The organism is Streptomyces kronopolitis (assembly GCF_014646275.1).
GTDB classification, from domain to species: domain Bacteria; phylum Actinomycetota; class Actinomycetes; order Streptomycetales; family Streptomycetaceae; genus Streptomyces; species Streptomyces kronopolitis.
This window is the reverse complement of record NZ_BMND01000038.1, coordinates 23,523-42,813: the sequence shown is the minus strand read 5'-3', so window position 1 is coordinate 42,813 and position 19,291 is coordinate 23,523. Positions and strand designations below refer to the sequence as shown.

Genomic DNA, 19,291 nt, shown 5'->3' with positions numbered 1-19,291 from the left:
GGAACGCGCGGCGGCCCGTCCTCTCCGGTGGGGGAGGACGGGCCGCCGCGCTGCTTTCGGGGCGCCGGTCAGCCGGTGTTGCGCAGGCCGGCCGCGACACCGTTGACGGTGAGCAGCAGGGCCCGGGCGAGGACCGGGTCCGCCTCCTCGCCGCGCTCGGCGGCGGTCCGCTGGCGATCCAGCAGCGAGACCTGGAGGTAGGAGATCGGGTCGAGGTAGGCGTCGCGGATGTGGAAGGTCTGCTGGAGGACCTCGTTGGAGTCGAGGAGCTTCTTCTCGCCGGTGACGCGCAGGACCTCGGCGACGGTCAGCTCGTGCTCGGCCTTGATGTGCTCGAAGACGTGCTTGAGGTTCTCCGGGACGAGGGTGTCCACGTAGTGCTGGGCGATCCGCAGGTCCGTCTTGGCCAGCGTCATGGTGACGTTGGACAGGAAGTTGCGGAAGAAGTGCCAGTGCTCGTGCATCTCGTCCAGCACGCTGTCGAGTCCGGCCTCGCGGGCGGCCTTGAGGCCGGTGCCGACGCCGTACCAGCCCGGGACGATCTGGCGGGACTGGGTCCAGCCGAAGACCCACGGGATGGCCCGCAGTCCGTCGAGGCCGGCGCCGGAGTCGGGGCGGCGGGACGGGCGCGAGCCGAGGTGCAGCTCGGCGAGCTGGTCGACGGGGGTGGAGGCGAAGAAGTACGCGGGCAGGTCGGGGTCCTCCACCAGGCGGCGGTAGGAGCCGTGGGCGGCCTCGGAGACCGTCTCCATGGCCGCGTCCCAGCGGGCCAGCGCCTCGTCGGACTGCCGGGGGGCGGTGTGCAGGGCGGAGGCCTGGAGGGTGGCCGCGACGGTCAGCTCCAGGTTCTCCCGGGCCAGCGACGGCACCAGGTACTTGTCGGAGATGACCTCGCCCTGCTCGGTGACCTTGATCTCGCCTTCGAGGGTGCCGTAGGGCTGGGCGAGGATCGCGTCGTGGGAGGGGCCGCCGCCGCGGCCGACCGTGCCGCCGCGGCCGTGGAAGAGGCGCAGCCGCACGCCGTGGCGGTGGGCGACGTCGCGCAGCAGGCGCTGGGCGCGGTGGATCTCCCACTGGGAGGTGGTGATGCCGCCGAACTTGGAGGAGTCGGAGTAGCCGAGCATGACCTCCTGGACGTCGCCGCGCAGGGCGACCAGCCGCCGGTAGGAGGGGTCGGAGAGCATCTCGTCGAGCAGCTGGTCGGCGATCTTCAGCTCGTCGGTGGTCTCCAGCAGCGGCACGATGCCGATCTTGGCCCAGCCGGCGTGCAGGTCGAGCAGACCGGCCTCACGGGCGAGGACGGCGGCCGCGAAGACGTCGTCGGATCCGGCGCACATGGAGATGATGTAGGACTCGACGACCTCGGGGCCGAAGGTGTCCTTGGCCTTGCCGATGGTGCGGAAGACGCCGAGGGTCTTGGCGCCGGCCTCGTCGAGCGGGGCCGGGGTGGGGGCCAGCGGGCGGCGCGAGCGCAGCTCCTTGGCGAGGAGCTTGCGGCGGTAGTCACGCGGCATGTCCACATAGCGCCAGGACTCCTCGCCGAGCCGGTCGAAGAGCTGGCCGAGGGCGTGGTGGTGGGCGTCGGCGTGCTCGCGGACGTCCATGGTGGCGAGCTGCAGACCGAAGGCGGCGATGGTGCGCAGGGTGCGCTCCAGGCGGCCGTCGGCGACCAGACCGCCGCGGTGCTCGCGCAGCGAGGTCTGGATCAGGGCGAGGTCGTCGAGCAGCTCCACGGTGCCGAGGTAGTCGCGGCCGGGCACGTGCGGGGTGTCGCCGGCCAGCCGCTCGCGGGTGTTGACGAGCTTCTGCCGGATGCAGGTGGCCTTGAGGCGGTAGGGCTCCTCGCTGTTCAGCCGCTTGTAGCGGGGGCTGATCTCGGGCAGCACGTCGAGGTCGCGCCGCAGGGACGCCAGCAGCTCCTCGGTGGCCCCGCAGTTGCGGATGGAGTTGGACAGCGCGCCGCGCAGCTCGTCGACGTGCTCCAGGGCGTCGGTGATGCCGTGCTCGTGCTGGAGGAGCAGCACGTCCCAGGTCACCTGCGGGGTGACGTTGGGGTTGCCGTCGCGGTCGCCGCCGATCCAGGTGCCGAAGGTGAGCGGGCGGGTGCCGGCGGGCAGCTCGGCGCCGGCCCGCTCCAGCTCGGCGGCGAGGTCCTCCAGGACGTCGCCGACGGCGCCGCGGCCCAGCTCGTCGAGGTAGTAGATCGCGTTGCGGGCCTCGTCGGTGGGCTCCGGGCGGGCGACGCGCAGCTCGTCGGTCTGCCAGATGAGGTCGATGTTCTCGGCCAGGCGCAGATCGGCGCGGCGGCGCTCGGCGTCGGGGCTGTCCAGCAGCTCGGCGACCTTGCGGAGCTTGGTCAGGACGGAGCGGCGGGCGGCCTCGGTGGGGTGCGCCGTGAAGACGGGGCGCACGTTGAGGTTGCGGGCGGTGTCCCGCAGGTGCGCGGGGTCGGCGTCCTTCAGCATGTCGGCGGTGCGGGCCAGGATGCTGCCCTCGGCGGAGCGCCGGGCGGCCAGCTCGCGGCCGCGGTGGACCTGCTCGGTGACGTTCGCGAGGTGGAAGTAGGTGGAAAAGGCCCGCACCAGCTTGGCGGCGGTGGCCAGATCCGTGTCGCCCAGGAGCCGGGCAGCCGCTTCGCCGTCCTCGCGCGTCAGGGCGCGTACCCGCTCGACGAGGTCGAGCAGCTCGGGGCCCTCCTGGCGGACGAGGGTCTCACCGAGGAGGTCGCCGAGGCGGCGGATGTCGGCACGCAGGGCGACGTTGTCGCTCGGGCCGGCGTCCAGGCTCTCGGCGATCGCGGTCTCGGCCGGAGTGTGGTCGGCACTGCTCACAGGTGCGCTCCTTGCAGCGATCAGGGACGTCGCGCCGCGGCTCTGGCATGAGGGGGCGGGCGACGGATGGGCTGGTCTGATGCGGGCGGGTGCGGACCGCGCTGTCCGACGTCCCCAGGATAGGTCTGCCCAGCCTCGGGGAATCACACCGTCCGCTTGCTGGGCATCTGCTGCGGCGCCGGGGGGTGTGGCGCCTGTCACGGCCTTGCCCGTGTCGGCGTCACTGCCATACTTACGAGACCGTAGGTTACGGTCCCGTAGCCGTAGCCGTGCCCCCGAGCCCCCGACGAGGGACACCATGACCGCTGGTCCTGAAGCCGTAGAAGACCCCCCGATTCCTGCCGATTCCCCCGCCGCAGGCACCGCTCTGCCGTCCGCGACGCTGGGCGGTGAGCAGCGCAGATCGATCGAGCAGATCACCCTGCTGATCTTCATCGTCGTCCCGTTCGTGGCGCTGGTGGCCGCCGTCCCGCTGGCCTGGGGCTGGGGGGTGAGCTGGCTGGACCTGGCGCTGATGACAGCGATGTACTACATCGGCTGCCACGGCATCACGATCGGCTACCACCGCTACTTCACCCACGGCGCCTTCAAGGCCAAGCGCCCGCTGCGGATCGCGCTGGCGATCATGGGGTCGGTGGCCGTGGAGGGGCCGGTGGTGCGCTGGGTGGCCGACCACCGCAAGCACCACAAGTTCTCCGACGCCGAGGGCGACCCGCACTCCCCGTGGCGCTTCGGCGAGACGGTGCCCGCCCTGATGAAGGGGCTGTGGTGGGCCCACATCGGCTGGATGTTCGACCAGGAGCAGACCTCGCAGCAGAAGTACGCACCGGACCTGGTCAAGGACGAGGCGATCCGCTCGGTCTCCCGCCAGTTCGTCCTGTGGACGGCGGTCTCACTGCTGTTCCCGCCGCTGGTGGGCGGCCTGGCCACCTGGTCCTGGCAGGGTGCGCTGAGCGCGTTCTTCTGGGGTTCCCTCGTCCGGGTCGCGCTGCTGCATCACGTCACGTGGTCGATCAACTCCATCTGCCACGCCGTCGGCAAGCGCCCCTTCAAGTCGCGCGACCGCTCCGGCAACGTCTGGTGGCTGGCCGTCCTGTCCTGCGGCGAGTCCTGGCACAACCTGCACCACGCGGACCCGACCTGCGCCCGGCACGGCGTCCTGAAGGGGCAGCTGGATTCCAGCGCCCGGATCATCCGCTGGTTTGAGAAGGCGGGCTGGGCCTACGACGTCCACTGGCCGGACGCGTCCCGGCTGGAGGCCCGCCGCACGGCGGTGGCTGCCGGGGGTACCACCCGGCGGTAACCGGGGAAGGCATGATTGACGGGTGGCGATCGACGACAGCAGCACGAGCAGCAGCAAGGCCAAGCCGTCCCCTGCCCCGGGGACCCGGCGGGCCCGCAGGGTCCGGATGACCGGTGCGGAGCGCCGGGAGCAGCTGCTGGACATCGGTCGCACGCTCTTCGCCGAGCGCGGCTACGAGGGCACGTCGGTGGAGGAGATCGCGGCCAAGGCCGGGGTCTCCAAGCCGGTGGTCTACGAGCACTTCGGCGGCAAGGAGGGCCTGTACGCGGTGGTCGTGGACCGCGAGATGCGCCAGCTGCTGGACATGGTGACCGGCGCGCTGACCGCGGGCCACCCCCGCGAACTCCTCGAACAGGCGGCGTTCGCGCTGCTCGACTACATCGAGACCTTCACCGACGGCTTCCGCATCCTGGTCCGCGACTCCCCCGTGGCCCAGTCGACCGGCACCTTCGCCTCCCTGATCAGCGATATCGCCACCCAGGTGGAGGACATCCTGGGCCTGGAATTCAAGGCCCGCGGCTTCGACCCGAAGCTGGCCCCCCTCTACGCCCAGGCCCTGGTCGGCATGGTCGCCCTGACCGGCCAGTGGTGGGTCGACACCCGCAAACCGAAAAAGGCCGAGGTAGCCGCCCACCTCGTCAACCTCGCCTGGCACGGCCTGGGCAACCTGGAGGCCCGCCCCCGCCTGATAGGCCACCGCAAGAACTGAGGCCGCAGCCCGGCTTCCCCGGGCACCTCACGTTCACCCCACCTCTCCCGCTTGCGGAACCGCCTTACCTCTTTCGCCCAGCGGACCGCCATGCCGGACATTTCCGAGAAGGCACGAACCCTCTCACGATACTCCGCCTTGCCCCCATCGCCCCATCCCGGCCATTTCCGGCCGGAGTGATTTCCCTCCTTCCATCCGCATCGCGATACGGTGATCCACAGCACGGAGAACGTTTCGCCCCATCGTCCGGAGCATTGGCGTCCTCCGTCCGCTGCCCTCAATCATTTCAGTGCGAATGATTCCGCGAAGGATTCACGGGCAAACAACAACAGCAACGACGGGGCATGGAGGGGAAATTTCAGCATGCCGTCAGACTTCAAAATTGATGTCGAACGCGTACAAGGAATGCTCAATAAGCTGTCAAGTGCCGATGACCGCATGCGGGACGCGCAGAAACGCCTCAACCAGGTTGGCCCGAAATCTTTGGGGACCGAAGGCCTCGACGATGCCTGTGATGAGTTCCAGGATCAGTGGGGGGACGGCATCAAGAGGATCGCTGATGCCGCAAAGGATATTCACGAGAGGCTCAAAGCAACCTTGGACGCCTACAAGGCAGGCGAGGAAGAGAACTCCAAAATGCTGGGAAAGCACTGACCTTCGGGTCGGTTCTCGAAGAAGCTAATCAAGGGGGAAATGCATGTCCTGGCGCAGCATGTTCATCGACGATGATTCGGCTTGGCCCGGCGTGGGATTCAATCCAGCCAAGGGAGATCTGCACGCAATTCAGGCGCTCGCCTCGGATGTGAAGTCCGTCGGCGACGAGCTCGACGAGCTGGACCACCTGCTCAAATCTGTCGGCAGGAGCGACGGCGCTTGGGAGGGGGAGGCGGCACAGAACTTTGCGAAGAAGCTCGGCGAACTCCCCAAGTATCTCCGCCAAGGCGGAGAATCCATGCACGATTGCGCGAAAGCTCTACGCGGCTGGCACAGTCACTTGCAGGAATTCCAAGACAAGGCCGGGAAGGTCGAGACCGAGGCGGCGACGGCCCGCAAGCAGGCAGAGTCTGACCTCGATCATTTCAATGATGTCTATCGACAGTACGAGCCGTACTTCGGCCAGCCAATGGAACCGGCCCAAGCCAAGCGGATGGACAACGAGATGGACGCGGCCCGCGACAGGGCCGACTCCTCGAAGGAGAAGCTCGAGCATCTCATCCGTGAGGCCGAGCGGATCCATGCCCAGTGGAAGGACCGGGCAGGCGAAGCCGAGCGGGCCATCCTGAAAGCATCGGAGAACCACCCGCCGGACATTCACTGGTGGAACCGTGCGGTCGACGGTCTCAAGAGCGCTTGGCGCGGGTTCAAGGACTGGCTGGTCGAGCATGCGGATCTGCTGTCGACGATCTCCGCAGGACTGGCCGCGGCGGCGCTGGCGTGCGAGTTCGTCCCGGTCGTCGGAACGGTCGCTGGCGGCGTGCTCGCCGGCGCCTCAGCTGTGTGTGCAGCCGGTGCGATGGCAGGCCATTGGATGGGGAACGCCCGCGGCAACGGAACACCGGGCTGGAAGATCGGGCTGGATGCCCTCGGGGTCATTCCAGGCGTGGGTGGCATCGCGAAGACGGCCGTTGCCGGGATCAAGACCGCCCGCGGTGCCGAAGCTGCGGGAGAGGGAATCCAAGCCGCCGCGAAGTTCTCCGAAGGTATTCGCCAGCCCCTCACACAGAAGGGCATCAACTGGGCCCTTAACAAGAGGTTTAATTTCCCGGAAGGCAAGATCCCCAGCAAGATCGAGGCCGGAATCCAACTGCCCATCAAGGCAGGGTCTTTCATTCACGGCACCGCGAAGGAAATGTCGGGCCACTCCGCCGGAAGCGACGACTAAACACATACCTCGCGCCCCTCTGTTCATCCAGTTGCTTGAAGGATCGGAATTTTGATGAACATCACCGGAGACGAGGTGGCAAACGCGGCTGCAGCCGTGCGACGGCCGTCCAAACTTAATGTTGGATGGATAATGCCGCCGTTCATACACGAACTCCCCGTGTCGGCCGCAGACGACGAGACCGCGGCCGAACAACTGTACGCGCTGGTGACGGAGATTCTTCCGGAACACCCCGCGGAGCTCCAGTACCGCTTCGCCCTAGGGATATCGGCGCAGCTCGAACCCATGGCTGCTGCCGACGTAATCTATGCCGGTCTCTGCCTGCTCACGGTGGAACAGCGACCAAGTCTCTCCACCATAGTCGTCAGTCAGGTGCGGCACGAGAGCGAAGACGATGCAGCGCTGCTCCGCACAACGCAAGGAGTTCTTGAACTTAAGTTCCCCGACGATGAATACCGAACCCTGGAATTGGCATGTGGTCCAGCCCTCGTGCGTGCTGGGGTATCCGAGTTCGTCATAGATGCGGACTGGTCGATATCAGGCCGTGAACTGACGGTGCAGCAGTCGCAGATCCAGTCATACATTCCACTTCCGGGCACCAGCGAGATGCTGATATTCGAACTCAGCTCGCCGGCGGGTATGGACTGGGAATTGCATACGGAGTTGTTCCACGAGATCCTCAACACAATCGATTGGGGAACAGACCAGGAAGTCGCGGACTATCGCAGTATACGTCAGTCTACTTCGGTGGCGCTAGAGGCGGACGACTCAGTCAAAAAGGAACTGCATTGGTACTCCAGTCGCCTCCTCGATGCTCTGGGTGTTCGAGGGCGCATGAGGGGCGGCGGGCGAGTCAACCCGGTCACCTGCCAGAAATGCTGGGATAGGGGCTTGCGGACTCCGTGCTCCGCCACGCACGACTGGCGTATGGAGCTTCCGCAACAGACCGATATCGTTGCCGCCCTCTCGCGTGTCGCGAATTTCTCCGCCACCCTCGGATGGGAATCAGAAGTGTCCGACGGAAGCACTGTGATCCGCAGCTGGGAAGTGGGCGACGAGGAGAAAGCAGGCTTCCGGTTCGCCCTCGGAGTGACCGAAGGGACCGAGCAGATCGCTTCGGAAGTCACCTCTCCTTGCAACCGTTCTCTCCGCGCGTCCGTGACCGAGTCCACTTTCGGATGAATCGAGAGTTGAATGAAACGCTATGACATCGCCGACCGAGTGCGGGCGGTGCTGCCCGTCGGTGAGCAGGGTGCCAAAATTTTCGTTGTCACCCATATCAACCACAGCGAGGCCGGGGGCGGTGACGTCCCGAAGTCGGTACGGCCGAAGGTGCTGGTCGGACACCGTATGCCGGGTGACGGTTGGGCTCGGGTCTTTTCGGTCTTCGGGTTGATTTTGAAGCTAGTGATCAATGACTTGCCGAGTCCCGGGAAGGGTAGTGATGATCCTGAATACCGGGTGACGGCTCAGCAGCGGAACCATCGTTTCTTCGGTACCTGGGACGGTCTGGCCGGGCGCATCATGGCGGCTTCACAGCCGCTTTGCACCGGTGGCGTGGTGACGGCGATAGCGGTCAGCGAAAGCACCCTGCGATTCGTTTACTGGCAGAACCGTCGCTGGGGAGTGAAAATCGGTGACGCCTACGAAATGGGGCCCTGCTTCCGGCGGGACACCATCGCGTGGACGCGCCGCCGGGGAAAGCGTGGCGGCGATGTGCAGATCGGATTCGTCGACGGCTCCTGGGGAACACTGCTGCTCCCCGCGGCCACCGAATTCCTTGCCGAGTTCCCGGGGAGTCTGACCGCCGACGATCCCGTTCCGTAACCGGTTCACCGCTCCGGCCCGCTCAGTCGTGCTCCACCGGCTCCAGGAACTCCAGGCGGTTGCCGACCGGGTCGACGGAGTGGAAGCGACGGTGGTTCGGGAGGGTGGTGTCCCAGGTGACGGGGGTGCCGGCGGTGGTCAGGCGGGTGGCGAGGGCGTCGATGTCGTGGACGCGGAATCCGGGGTGGGCCTTGCGGGCCGGGCGGAAGTCCGGCTCGATGCCCAGGTGAAGGCGGGCCGTGCCGGCCTCGAACCAACATCCGCCCCGGGCGGCCAGCGCCGGTGGCTTGCGGACCTCGGTCATGCCGAGGAGGTCCGCGTAGAAGGCGCGCAAGGCGTCCTCGGTGCCGGGGGGTGCGGCGAGCTGGATGTGGTCGAGGCCGGTGATCACGGGCGGCTCCTCACGGGTGGGGAAAGGCGTCAGCCGTTCGCCGGTTTGCGGGCCACGGCGAAGATGCGGCGGAAGGGGAAGACGGTGCCGTGGGCGCCGGTGGGGTAGGCCTTGCGCAGCGCGTCGCGGTACTCGGCGAGGAAGGCCTCGCGGGTCTGCGGATCGTTCTCCAGCGCGGTCAGCACGGGGCGCAGGGCGGTGCCCTTGACCCAGTCGAGGACCGGGTCCTCGCCCTCCAGGAGCTGGACGTAGGTGGTCTCCCACACATCGGTGGCGCAGCCGAGGTCGGCGAGGCGTTCCAGGTAGTCGGCCGGTTCGAGGATGTGGACGTAGCGGCGGCCGTGGGTGGTGAGCCGCTCGCGCCACTGCGGGGCGTCGCACAGCTCGCCCAGGAGGGCGTGGCTGGGCGAGGTGAAGTTGCCGGGGACCTGGAAGGCGAAGACGCCGCCGGGGGTGAGGGCGTCGATCCAGCGGGCGAAGGAGTCGGGGTGGTTGGGGACCCATTGCAGTGCCGCGTTGGACACGATCAGGTCGTAGGTCTCCTCGGGCGCCCAGTCGGCGGCGTCGGCGATGGCGAAGTCGAGGTGGCCGCCGCCCGGGGTGGGTCCGGCGTGGGCCTCGGCCTCCTTGAGCATCTCCGGGGAGTTGTCGTAACCGGTGATGTGCGCGTCGGGCCAGCGGGAGGCGAGCAGCGAGGTGACGTTTCCGGGACCGCAGCCGAGGTCGGCGATGCGGGCGGGCCGGCCGGGCCGGGGCAGGTCCGATATCCGGGCGAGGAGGTCGAGGAAGGGACGGGTACGGTGCCCGGAGTGGCGGAGGTATTGCTGCGGATCCCAGGTTGGTGCGTCGTGCATGGTCGAAACCCCTTTGCTGGGCAGGCACAAGGCTGGCACGGGCTGGTTCGGGCCGACACGGCCGGAAACCGAGCCCCCGCCGACGATGCCCATCGTCCAACGAAATATATCTCGACGTCAAGAGACTTCATGTCGACAGACCCTCTACACTGATCGTCATGGAGGACGAGGTCGACCGACTGGTCGCAGCATGGCGCCGCGAGCGCCCGGACCTCGACGTGGAGCCGCTTGAGGTCCTCAGCCGCGTCTCCAGGCTGGCCAGACACCTCGACCGGGCTCGCCGCATCGCCTTTTCCGAGGTCGGCCTGGAGCCCTGGGAATTCGACGTGCTCACCGCGCTGCGGCGGGCCGGGGCGCCCTATCAGCTCTCCCCCGGTGCGCTGTTGACGCAGACCCTGGTCACCTCGGGGACGATGACCAACCGCATCGACCGGCTTGCCAAGAAGGACCTCGTCGAGCGGCTGCCCGACCCCAGCGACCGGCGCGGAGTGCTGGTCAGGCTGACCGCGGCGGGCCGCGACAAGGCCGACCGGTCGCTGGCCGGACTGCTGATCCAGGAGCGCGCCATTCTCGCCGAGCTCTCCCGCGAGCAGCGCGGCGAACTGGCCGGGCTGCTGCGGCGGTTGACCGGCCCGTTCGACAACATTCCGGGGTAGCGGAGCAGTTCGCCCGGCCCCTGTTCCAGGGCGGTGCGGGCGGTGCGGGCGGTCCATTCGGTGACGTCGCCGGCAGGTGCCCGGTCCGTGCGGCCTCGTTCCCGGCGGATTCCCACCAGGCCCGGGCTCCCCTTGCGGCCGCTCCCGCCCCGCTCTCCTACCCCGTTCCGGCCCCCGTGGCCGACGCCCCCCTCCCCCACGTGGCCGGATTCTTTCGCGGACGGGCGAGAGGCACCCACTCCCGGCCAGTCAGCCGGCCGGCCAGGCGGACACGACCCACCGCGCCGGGGAGCCGCCCGGCGGACACCGCGGAGGCCGACGGCGCCCAGCGCACGACGGGGTGGCCACACACAGAGTTGACGGATCGTCATGAGGTCTCGCGCGCCCCCTGGTTCCGTACACGCCCCCCTCGTGCCGCGTCCCCTTGCCCGCCGCTCTCCTCGTGGGCTTGGATCACGCCATGAGCCAGCAGCGCGCACCGCACTCGTCGAACGGCCCGTACGGCAGGCGGTTCGAGGGCCGTACGGTCCTGGTCACCGGCGCCGCCACCGGCATCGGGGCGGCCACCGCCGACCGGCTGGCGGCCGAGGGCGCGGGCGTCCTGCTGCTGGACATCGACGACGCGCGCGGCGAGCGCACCGCACGCCGCATCCGTGCGGCCGGCGGCCAGGCCTCGTACGAGCACTGCGATGTGGCGGTCGAGGACGACTGGCGGCGGGCGATCGAGGCCGCCCGGCGGCGCTACGGCCCGGTGAACGGGCTGGTCAGCAACGCCTTTCTGCCGTATGTGGCGACCGTCGGCGACACCCCGCTCCCCGACTGGGACCGGCAGCTCGCGGTCAATCTCACCGGCTCGTTCCTCGGGGTGCGCGCCGCCCTGGACGATCTGCGGGCACACGACGGCGCGGTGGTGCTGACCTCGTCCGTCCATGCGCTGATCGGGCTCCCGGGGCGGCCCGCGTACGCGGCGGCCAAAGCGGGGCTGATGGGGCTCGGGCGGCAGCTGGCCGTCGAGTACGGGCCCGGGATGCGGGTCAACTGCGTGCTGCCGGGCCCCGTGCTGACGGCGGCCTGGGACGGCATCGACGAGGAGGACCGGCAGGCCAGCGCCGCGCAGACGGCGGCCCGGCGGCTGGGGCGGCCGGAGGAGGTCGCCGCCGCCATCACCTTCCTGCTCTCCCCCGAGGCCTCCTTCATCACCGGCGCCGGCCTCGTCGTCGACGGCGGTTGGAGCGTGTACAAGAACTCCTCGTGAAGCGGGCGGTGGGGCCTACTGCTGGTCCGGGCCCGCGGGCCACTGCCGCTCAGCTCACGGCACCGGGACCGAGGCCGCGGTCTCCAGCTCGACCGGGCCGACGCCGGCCCGGCGGGCCAGTGCCACCGCGGCGAGGGTGGAGTGCACCCCGAGCTTGCCGAGCACGTTCTGCATATGGGTGCGGACCGTGTGCGGGGAGAGGAACAGCCGCTCGGCGACCGCCTTGCGGCCCAGGCCCGCCACCATGCAGCGCAGCACCTCGCGCTCGCGCGGGGTCAGCGACTCCACCAGCCGCTCGCTCTCCGAGCGGTGCTTGCGGGCGGCCGTCAGCTCCCGCAGCACCCCCGTCAGTAGTGCGGGCGGCAGATGCGTCTCGTCGCGCAGGACGCCGCGGATCACCGCCAGCAGCCGGGAGAGCGAACAGTCCTTGGCGACCCAGCCGGAGGCCCCCGCCTGCAGGGCGGCGGCCGCGCGGCGCGGGTCGTCGCGGTCGGCCAGGACGACGGTGCGCAGATACGGATGGCTGGTGCGCAGGCCGGAGACCAGCGCGATGCCGTCCCGCGGGCAGGCGCGCGGCACGCTCTCGCGCAGCGGCGCCGGCGACTGCGGCGGCACCGCGAGCAGCGGCGCGGTGAGGTCGGCGTCGGCGAGCAGCACGTCGAAGCGGCGGCCCTCGGTGGCCGCCCGGTCCAGATTGCGCAGCGCCGCGGGGGCGCTGCCCGCGGCCGCGACGTCCACGTCCTGCTCCGCGGCGAGCGCGGCCGCCAGGGATTCGGCGAAGATGCGGTGGTCGTCGACCACCAGAACCCGGATGCGTTGCACAGAGACCCCCTGTCCCGGTGAACGGACCATAGCGGGCACGACACCCGGGTTGAAGATCGCCTCAGCCGCACGGCCGCCGCCGCGCCGACTTGCCACCCCACCCCGGGCGCCGTACCCGAACGGTCTCGCCCCCTGATCGGCACCGGCCCCCACCGGTGCAGGATCTCAGCGTACGGACGGGGTGCGACGAGGGAAGGTGATTGACGAAACTGCTTGCCCCGTCGGGCCGTTCGCCGGCCGCCGGACGGCCGCGCGCCGTTGGGCGCGCCCTACCCGATGCGGTGCGCCCCCGCGCTGGGGACGGCCTCGAAGATCCGCGGCACGGCGTGGCCGGCCGCCGCGAACGCCTCGGTGACGGCCGCGCCGACGCCCGCCGCGTCCGCCTCCTCCACCAGGACGATCGCCGAGCCGCCGAAGCCGCCACCGGTCATCCGGGCCCCGAGGGCGCCGGCCGCCAGGGCGGTGTCGACGGCGAGGTCGAGTTCGCGGCAGGAGATCTTGAAGTCGTCGCGGAGCGAGGCGTGACCGGCCGTCAGCAGGGGGCCGATGGCCCGGGTGCGGCCGGCGTCGAGGTGGGCGACGATCTCCTCGACGCGGAGGTTCTCGGTGACGATGTGCCGGACGAGGGCCTGGACGACAAGGTCGCCGGACAACTCGGCCAGGGCCTTGGACAGATGCGCGTACGGCACCTCGCGCAGGGTCCGCACCCCGAGCGCCCGCGCGCCACGCTCGCAGCCGGCGCGCCGCTCGGCGTACGCGCCGTCCCCCAGCTCGTGCTGCACCCGGGTGTCCACCACCAGCAGCCGCAGCCCCTCGCGCGCCAGGTCGAACGGGATCTGCCGCCGGGTGAGATCGCGGGCGTCCAGGAACAGGGCGTGGCCCTCGGTGCAGCAGGCCGCGGCGGTCTGGTCCATGATTCCGCAGGGCACCCCGACGAAGGCGTTCTCGGCCCGCTGGGCGAGCCGGGCCAGCTGCTGCGGCTGCTGCCCGAGCCCGTGGAGCGCATTGAGGGCGAGCGCGGTGGCGACCTCCAGGGCGGCGGAGGAGGAGAGTCCGGCTCCGGTCGGCACCGTGCTCTCGAAGTGCAGATCCGCACCGCCCACGGGCAGCCCGGCCTCCCGCATCGCCCAGACGACGCCCGCCGGGTACGCTGCCCAGCCCCCGCTGCGCCGCACCTCGCCCCGGCTGCCCTCCAGCGCCTCGGTGGCCGGGCCGGGCGCCGGGCGCAGCTCGTCGGCGCGCAGCTCCACGATGCCGCCGCCGACGCCGCCGGAGTGCAGCCGCAGCACCCCGTCGGTGCGGGGCGAGGCGGCGGCGATGGTGGTGTGCGGCAGGGCCAGCGGCATCGATCAGGTTGACCCGGCCGGGCGCGGCCCACAGGCCGGTGGGCGCGGTGCCGTACACGGCGGCGAACCGCTCCGCCGTGTGCCGGGCGCCGTGTGCGTGCCCGGTGGCCGGGGTGACGGCTCCGTGCGCGGTCATCAGGACTCCTTCGTCCGTTCCAGGTGCTGCGCGAACTGCCAGGCGTCGGCGACGATGCCGGCCAGGTCGGTGCGGCTGGGGCGCCAGCCGAGGCGGTCGACGGCGGTGCGCGCGGAGGCGACCAGCACGGCGGGGTCGCCGGCGCGGCGCGGGGCGGCGATCTCCGGGATCGGGTGGCCGGTGACCTTGCGGACCGTCTCGATGACCTCGCGGACGGAGAAGCCGTTGCCGTTGCCGAGGTTGCAGATCAGATGCTCGCCGGCGCGGGCCGCGTCCAGGGCGAGGAGGTGGGCCTCGGCGAGGTCGGCGACGTGGATGTAGTCGCGTACGCAGGTGCCGTCGGGGGTGGGGTAGTCCGCGCCGTAGACGGAGATCGCCTCGCGCCTGCCCTGGGCGACCTGGAGGACGAGCGGGATGAGGTGCGACTCGGGGTCGTGGCGCTCGCCGCAGCTGCCGTAGGCGCCGGCGACGTTGAAGTAGCGCAGCGAGACGGCGGCCAGGCCGTGGGCGGCGGCCTCCCCGCTGATCATGTGGTCGACGGCGAGCTTGCTGGCGCCGTAGGGGCTGGTGGGCGCGGTCTCGGCGGACTCGGTGAGCGGCGTCGACCTCGGCTCGCCGTAGGTGGCCGCCGTGGAGGAGAAGACGAGGGTGCGGATCTGGGCGTCGCGCATGGCGGCGAGCAGGTCCATGGTGCCGCCGACGTTGTTGCGCCAGTACTTCTCGGGGTCGGCCACGGACTCGCCGACCTGGGAGAAGGCGGCGAAGTGCAGCACCGCGTCATAGGACGGGTCGAGCCACTTCGCCGCGTCCTGGATGCGCCCCTCCAGGAAATGGGCGCCGGCGGGGACGCCCTCGCGGTGGCCGGTGGACAGGTCGTCCAGCACGGTGACCTCGTGGCCGGCCTGCAGCAGATGTGCCGCGACGACGCTGCCGACGTATCCGGCACCGCCCGTGACCAGGTACTTCTTGCTCACTTGCTCGCTACCTCTCGCAGTCGCTCGGCCGCGGCCTCCGGCGGCACGTCATTGATGAACACGTTCATGCCGGATTCGGAACCCGCGAGAAACTTCAGCTTGCCGGAAGTGCGGCGAATGGTGAAAAGCTCGAGGTGGAGCGCGAAATCGCCGCGGTGCTCGGCGCGCAGCGGGGCCTGGTGCCAGGCGGCGATGTACGGCGTGCGGGCGGTGCGCTCCCCCTGGCCGTCCCCCTCGTCGAAGATCCGGTCGAAGCGCCGCAAGACTTCCAGGTAGACCTGTGGGAATTCGGTGCGCGCCGCCTCGTCGAGGGCGAGCAGGTCGGGGACCCGCCGCTTGGGGTAGAGGTGCACCTCGTAGGGCCAGTGGGCGGCGTAGGGGACGAAGGCCACCCAGTGCTCACCCTCCAGGACGACGCGGCGGCCGTCGGCCAGCTCCTCCTCGACCACCTCGTCGAAGAGGTTGCCCCCGCCGGTGGCCGCGCGGTGCTCCGCGAGCGAGTCGAGCATGCGGGCGGTGCGCGGGGTGACGAAGGGATAGGCGTAGATCTGGCCGTGCGGATGGCCGAGGGTGACGCCGATCTCCGCGCCGCGGTTCTCGAAGCAGAAGACCTGCTCCACGCCCGGGAGTTGGGACAGTTCGGCGGTGCGGTCGGTCCAGGCCGCCAGGACCAGGGCGGCCTGCGCGTCGGTGAGGTCGGCGAAGGAGGCGTCGTGGTCGGGGGTGAAGCAGACCACCTCGCAGCGGCCGTGGTCGCCGGCGAGCGAGGGGAAGCGGTTCTCGAAGACGGCGACGTCGTAGTCCGGGGCGGGGATCTCGGAGCGCCGGCCCTCGCGGGAGGGGCACAGCGGGCACTCGTCGGCCGGCGGGTGGTAGGTGCGGGCCTGCCGGTGCGAGGCGATGGCGACCCGGTCGCCGAGCAGGCGGTCGTGGCGGATCTCGGCGGCGGTGGCGACGGGGTCGAGGGGGCGGGGGTCCGGCTCGCCGTGCACGGCGTCGTCGCGCAGGTCGTAGTAGATGAGCTCCCGGCCGTCCGCGAGCCGGGTCGTCGTCTTCTTCACGGGAGCTCCTCAGCCACGCTGACCAAACACAAACAAACACAATGAAGCACAACTAAACAGCCACGTCAACGCCGGACCCTGGGCGGACATTCCCGGCAAACCGCCCACCCCGATCACGAATCAACAACTGAAACAAACATAAGTGTTCAGTTTCTCAAGGAGCGAGCGTAGCTTTTTGTGCGTTCAGCTCGCGCACACCGCTCTGTCTCCTGGGGGACGCCCCCCGGACCCCCGAAAAGAGTGCCCTCATGATCACGCTGGCCGAAGGGCTACGGCTCCCCACCAACGGGCTCGACTACACCATCCTGGCCATCTACTTCGCGGTCGTCCTCGGCATCGGCTTCGCCGCCAGGCGCAGCGTGCGGACGAGCCTGGACTTCTTCCTCTCCGGGCGGTCACTGCCCGCCTGGGTCACCGGCCTCGCCTTCGTCGCCGCCAACCTCGGCGCCACCGAGATCCTCGGCATGGCCGCCAACGGCGCGCAGTACGGGGCCTACACCGTCCACTGGTACTGGATCGGCGCCATCCCGGCGATGGTCTTCCTCGGCCTGGTGATGATGCCGTTCTACTACGGCTCCAAGGTCCGCTCGGTGCCGGAGTTCCTGCTGCACCGCTTCGGCCCGTCCTCGCACCTGCTGTCGTCGGTGATCTTCGCCGTCTCCTCGGTCCTGATCGCGGGCGTCAACCTCTACGCCATGGCGATCGTGCTGCAGGCGCTGCTCGGCTGGCCGCAGTGGCTCGCGATCGTGATCGCCGGGCTGTTCGTCCTCCTGTACATCACCATCGGCGGCCTGTCCTCGGCGATCTACAACGAGGTGCTCCAGTTCTTCGTCATCCTGGCCGCGCTGATCCCGCTGACCGTCGTCGGCCTCAAGCGAGTCGGCGGCTGGGACGGGCTGACCCACTCGCTCACCTCCTCGCACGGTGACGCCTTCCTGACCGCCTGGAAGGGCACCGGCATCGGCGACTCCAACCCGCTCGGCGCCAACTGGCTCACCATCGTGCTGGGCCTGGGCTTCGTGATGAGCTTCGGCTACTGGACCACCAACTTCGCCGAGGTCCAGCGCGCGCTGTCCGCGAAGAACCTCTCCGCCGCCAAGCGCACCCCGCTGATCGCCGCCTTCCCCAAGATCTTCATCCCGCTGGTGGTGGTCGTCCCCGGCCTGATCGCGCTGGTCATGGAGCCGACGCTGGGCAAGACCGACGGCGGGCTGCAGTACAACGACGCGATCCCGGTGCTGATGCGGGACCTGCTGCCCAACGGCGTGCTGGGCATCGCGGTGACCGGTCTGCTCGCCGCCTTCATGGCCGGTATGGCGGCCAACGTCTCGTCGTTCAACACGGTCTTCACCAACGACATCTGGGCCGCGTACCTCAAGAAGGGCCGCGAGGACCGCTACTACCTGGCAACCGGCCGGGTGGTCACCGCCGTCGGCGTGCTGATCGGCATGGGCACCGCCTTCATCGCGTCGTCCTTCAGCAACATCATGAACTACCTCCAGACGCTCTTCTCCTTCTTCAACGTGCCGCTGTTCGTGGTCTTCATCATCGGCATGTTCTGGAAGCGGACCAGCGCCGCGGCCGGCTTCTGGGGGCTGCTGTCCGGCACCGTGGCCGCGATGGTCAACTACTTCTGGTTCTACAAGCAGGGCATCATCTCGATCCCCTCCGACCAGGGCGCCAACTTCGTGTCCTCGATCGTCGCCTTCGTCGTCGGCGCGGTCGTGATGTTCGTGGTCACCCTGGTCACCCGGCCCAAGCCCGCCGCCTCCCTCGCCGGCCTGGTCTACGGCACCCGCTCCCCCGGCATGGAAGAGCTGCCGGCCGAGGGCGACGACGCCTGGTACCGCAAGCCGGCGCTGCTGGGCTGGGGCGCGATCGTCCTGGCCGCCGTCTGCTACATCCCGTTCTCCTTCTGAGCCCGTCCGAACCAGCGGAGTTGACGCACCATGAGTGACTACCAGCACGAGGTCGAGGAGCTGGAGCGCGAATCGGCGACCGCCGCGCGGCTCTTCGACGTCCGGCGCATCATCGGCGGCCTGTTCGTCGTCTACGGCGTGATCGTCACCATCGCCGGCCTGACCGCCTCGGACGCGGACCTCAGGAAGGCCCAGGACATCAACATCAACCTGTGGACGGGCGTGGGCATGCTCGCGCTCGGCCTGTTCTTCCTGATCTGGCTGAAGCTGCGACCGGCCGTACCGCCGACGGCCGACGAACTGCGGGCGGCGACGACCGAGGACGGTCCTACGGGAGGCTGAACGGGGCGCCGGTCACCGCGGGGTGGGGTGACCGGCGGGTGCTGGGGGGCGGCTGCGGGGGCCGACGATCAGTGCGGCGGCGGTACCGGATGATCCCGCGGTTCCGCCGGATCCGCCGCCGTGGGGCGCACGACGGCCGCCCGCCCGCCCACCGCCCGGTCCAGCAGCCCGGTACGCGCCGCCAACGCGGCGGCCTCCAGCCGGGAGCCCACCTCCAGCTTCATCAGCACCCGCTGCACATGGGTGCGCGCGGTGCTCGGCGCGATGTCCATCCCCGCCGCGATCAGCCGGGTGTCCTCGCCCTCCGCCACCCGCATCAGCACCTCGACCTCGCGCGGGGTGAGCAGCTCCAGCAGCCGCGCGCCCTCGTCGTCGGGCTGCGCGGCCGGGTGCAGCAACTCCTCGAAGGCCTGCTGCAACAACTGCGGCGACACCGCCGACTCCCCCGCCCGCGCCTTCATCATGGCGCGTTCCACGCCCTCGATCCGCTCGTCGTTGCGCACGTACCCCGAGGCCCCGGCCGCGAACGCGGCGGCGATCCCGCGCGGACTGGGCACCGGCCCCAGCACCACGACTGCGACCTGCGGCCGCTCCTTCTTGATCCGTACGACCGGGTCGAAGGCCCCCGGCTGGGCCGGCGCGGCGGTCCCCAGCAGACACACCTCGGGCGCCCGGCTCACCACCAGCTCCGCGGCCCCCGCACTCGGCGCGGCCGCCGCCAGAACGCGGTGCCCGCGCAGCTTCAACGCCGAGGCGAGCGCCTCCGCGAGCAGACGATGATCGTCGACCACCATGAGCCGCACGCCCATCGGGCAACCCCCTCCCACCACCGGCGGGCCCCTGTGCGACCCCCCGGCCGGGCCGCTCGTCCCCGGGAAGCTACACGCTCGGCTGCGATAGTGCGCCCCCTACCGGGGAGAAGCCCCCGGAATGCTGGATTCCCGGCCAATCTGGGCCGGTTGCCGCCGTTTCGGAACGGTGCC

Annotated in this window: 17 protein-coding genes and 1 pseudogene; 10 read left to right on the top strand and 8 right to left on the bottom strand. The window is 70.0% G+C overall.

The features are described from left to right. Positions 1-68 precede the first annotated feature (68 nt). The gene (gene ppc / locus IEY78_RS28825) at positions 69-2,831 is read right to left on the bottom strand and encodes a phosphoenolpyruvate carboxylase (RefSeq protein WP_189103214.1); all 2,763 of its coding nucleotides are present in this window, start codon (positions 2,829-2,831) and stop codon (positions 69-71) included. A gap of 298 nt (positions 2,832-3,129) precedes the next feature. On the opposite strand from ppc, the gene IEY78_RS28820 reads away from it, so the two are divergent. The 6 genes from IEY78_RS28820 (at position 3,130) to IEY78_RS28795 (ending at position 8,552) form a co-directional block, all read left to right on the top strand. Further along, positions 3,130-4,134 (top strand): acyl-CoA desaturase, encoded by a 1,005-nt coding sequence (locus IEY78_RS28820; protein ID WP_189103212.1) that lies wholly within the window; start codon positions 3,130-3,132, stop codon positions 4,132-4,134. Between the two features lie 22 nt (positions 4,135-4,156). Continuing rightward, the gene (locus tag IEY78_RS28815; protein WP_372508924.1) at positions 4,157-4,843 is read left to right on the top strand and encodes a TetR/AcrR family transcriptional regulator; all 687 of its coding nucleotides are present in this window, start codon (positions 4,157-4,159) and stop codon (positions 4,841-4,843) included. 210 nt (positions 4,844-5,053) lie between these two features. Then, complete coding sequence (locus tag IEY78_RS28810; protein ID WP_229700230.1) at positions 5,054-5,497, top strand: WXG100 family type VII secretion target; 444 nt, start codon at positions 5,054-5,056, stop codon at positions 5,495-5,497. Between the two features lie 43 nt (positions 5,498-5,540). Continuing rightward, the gene (locus IEY78_RS28805; protein WP_189103210.1) at positions 5,541-6,725 is read left to right on the top strand and encodes a WXG100 family type VII secretion target; all 1,185 of its coding nucleotides are present in this window, start codon (positions 5,541-5,543) and stop codon (positions 6,723-6,725) included. 54 nt (positions 6,726-6,779) lie between these two features. Then, positions 6,780-7,907 carry a hypothetical protein gene (locus IEY78_RS28800; protein WP_189103208.1) on the top strand — a complete coding sequence of 376 codons (1,128 nt, stop codon included), beginning with the start codon at positions 6,780-6,782 and terminating at the stop codon, positions 7,905-7,907. Positions 7,908-7,919: 12 nt separating this feature from the next. Then, positions 7,920-8,552: a hypothetical protein gene (locus tag IEY78_RS28795; protein ID WP_189103206.1), complete on the top strand. Its 633-nt coding sequence runs from the start codon at positions 7,920-7,922 to the stop codon at positions 8,550-8,552. A 22-nt stretch (positions 8,553-8,574) separates the two neighbouring features. Here the strand turns inward: IEY78_RS28795 and IEY78_RS28790 are convergent, their stop codons facing one another. Together IEY78_RS28790 and IEY78_RS28785 are read right to left on the bottom strand one after the other, a co-directional pair. Continuing rightward, positions 8,575-8,943 carry a VOC family protein gene (locus IEY78_RS28790; RefSeq protein ID WP_189103204.1) on the bottom strand — a complete coding sequence of 123 codons (369 nt, stop codon included), beginning with the start codon at positions 8,941-8,943 and terminating at the stop codon, positions 8,575-8,577. Positions 8,944-8,972: 29 nt separating this feature from the next. Then, positions 8,973-9,797 carry a trans-aconitate 2-methyltransferase gene (locus IEY78_RS28785; RefSeq protein ID WP_189103202.1) on the bottom strand — a complete coding sequence of 275 codons (825 nt, stop codon included), beginning with the start codon at positions 9,795-9,797 and terminating at the stop codon, positions 8,973-8,975. Between the two features lie 158 nt (positions 9,798-9,955). Between IEY78_RS28785 and IEY78_RS28780 the strand changes: the two genes are divergently transcribed. Beyond that, positions 9,956-10,453, top strand: a complete 498-nt coding sequence (locus IEY78_RS28780; protein WP_189103200.1) for a MarR family winged helix-turn-helix transcriptional regulator — start codon at positions 9,956-9,958, stop codon at positions 10,451-10,453. A gap of 460 nt (positions 10,454-10,913) precedes the next feature. Continuing rightward, positions 10,914-11,708 carry an SDR family NAD(P)-dependent oxidoreductase gene (locus tag IEY78_RS28775; RefSeq protein WP_189103198.1) on the top strand — a complete coding sequence of 265 codons (795 nt, stop codon included), beginning with the start codon at positions 10,914-10,916 and terminating at the stop codon, positions 11,706-11,708. A 54-nt stretch (positions 11,709-11,762) separates the two neighbouring features. On the opposite strand, the gene IEY78_RS28770 is transcribed toward IEY78_RS28775, so the two are convergent. From IEY78_RS28770 to galT, 4 genes and pseudogenes are all read right to left on the bottom strand, one after another. After that, positions 11,763-12,530 (bottom strand): response regulator transcription factor, encoded by a 768-nt coding sequence (locus IEY78_RS28770; protein ID WP_229700229.1) that lies wholly within the window; start codon positions 12,528-12,530, stop codon positions 11,763-11,765. Positions 12,531-12,799: 269 nt separating this feature from the next. After that, positions 12,800-14,012: pseudogene (locus IEY78_RS28765) on the bottom strand (galactokinase). Further along, positions 14,012-14,986, bottom strand: coding sequence for a UDP-glucose 4-epimerase GalE (gene galE / locus IEY78_RS28760; protein ID WP_189103194.1), 975 nt, complete (start codon positions 14,984-14,986; stop codon positions 14,012-14,014). The pseudogene IEY78_RS28765 and the gene galE overlap by 1 nt, the downstream one beginning before the upstream one ends. Beyond that, positions 14,983-16,047: a galactose-1-phosphate uridylyltransferase gene (gene galT, locus IEY78_RS28755; protein ID WP_189103192.1), complete on the bottom strand. Its 1,065-nt coding sequence runs from the start codon at positions 16,045-16,047 to the stop codon at positions 14,983-14,985. Before galT ends, galE begins: the two co-directional genes overlap by 4 nt. Before the next feature lie 248 nt (positions 16,048-16,295). Between galT and IEY78_RS28750 the strand changes: the two genes are divergently transcribed. Both IEY78_RS28750 and IEY78_RS28745 read left to right on the top strand, forming a co-directional pair. Continuing rightward, positions 16,296-17,966, top strand: coding sequence for a sodium:solute symporter family protein (locus IEY78_RS28750; RefSeq protein ID WP_189103190.1), 1,671 nt, complete (start codon positions 16,296-16,298; stop codon positions 17,964-17,966). A 30-nt stretch (positions 17,967-17,996) separates the two neighbouring features. Next, positions 17,997-18,308 carry a hypothetical protein gene (locus IEY78_RS28745; protein WP_189103188.1) on the top strand — a complete coding sequence of 104 codons (312 nt, stop codon included), beginning with the start codon at positions 17,997-17,999 and terminating at the stop codon, positions 18,306-18,308. A 68-nt stretch (positions 18,309-18,376) separates the two neighbouring features. Here the strand turns inward: IEY78_RS28745 and IEY78_RS28740 are convergent, their stop codons facing one another. Beyond that, positions 18,377-19,117 (bottom strand): response regulator transcription factor, encoded by a 741-nt coding sequence (locus tag IEY78_RS28740; RefSeq protein WP_189103186.1) that lies wholly within the window; start codon positions 19,115-19,117, stop codon positions 18,377-18,379. Positions 19,118-19,291: the final 174 nt, after the last annotated feature.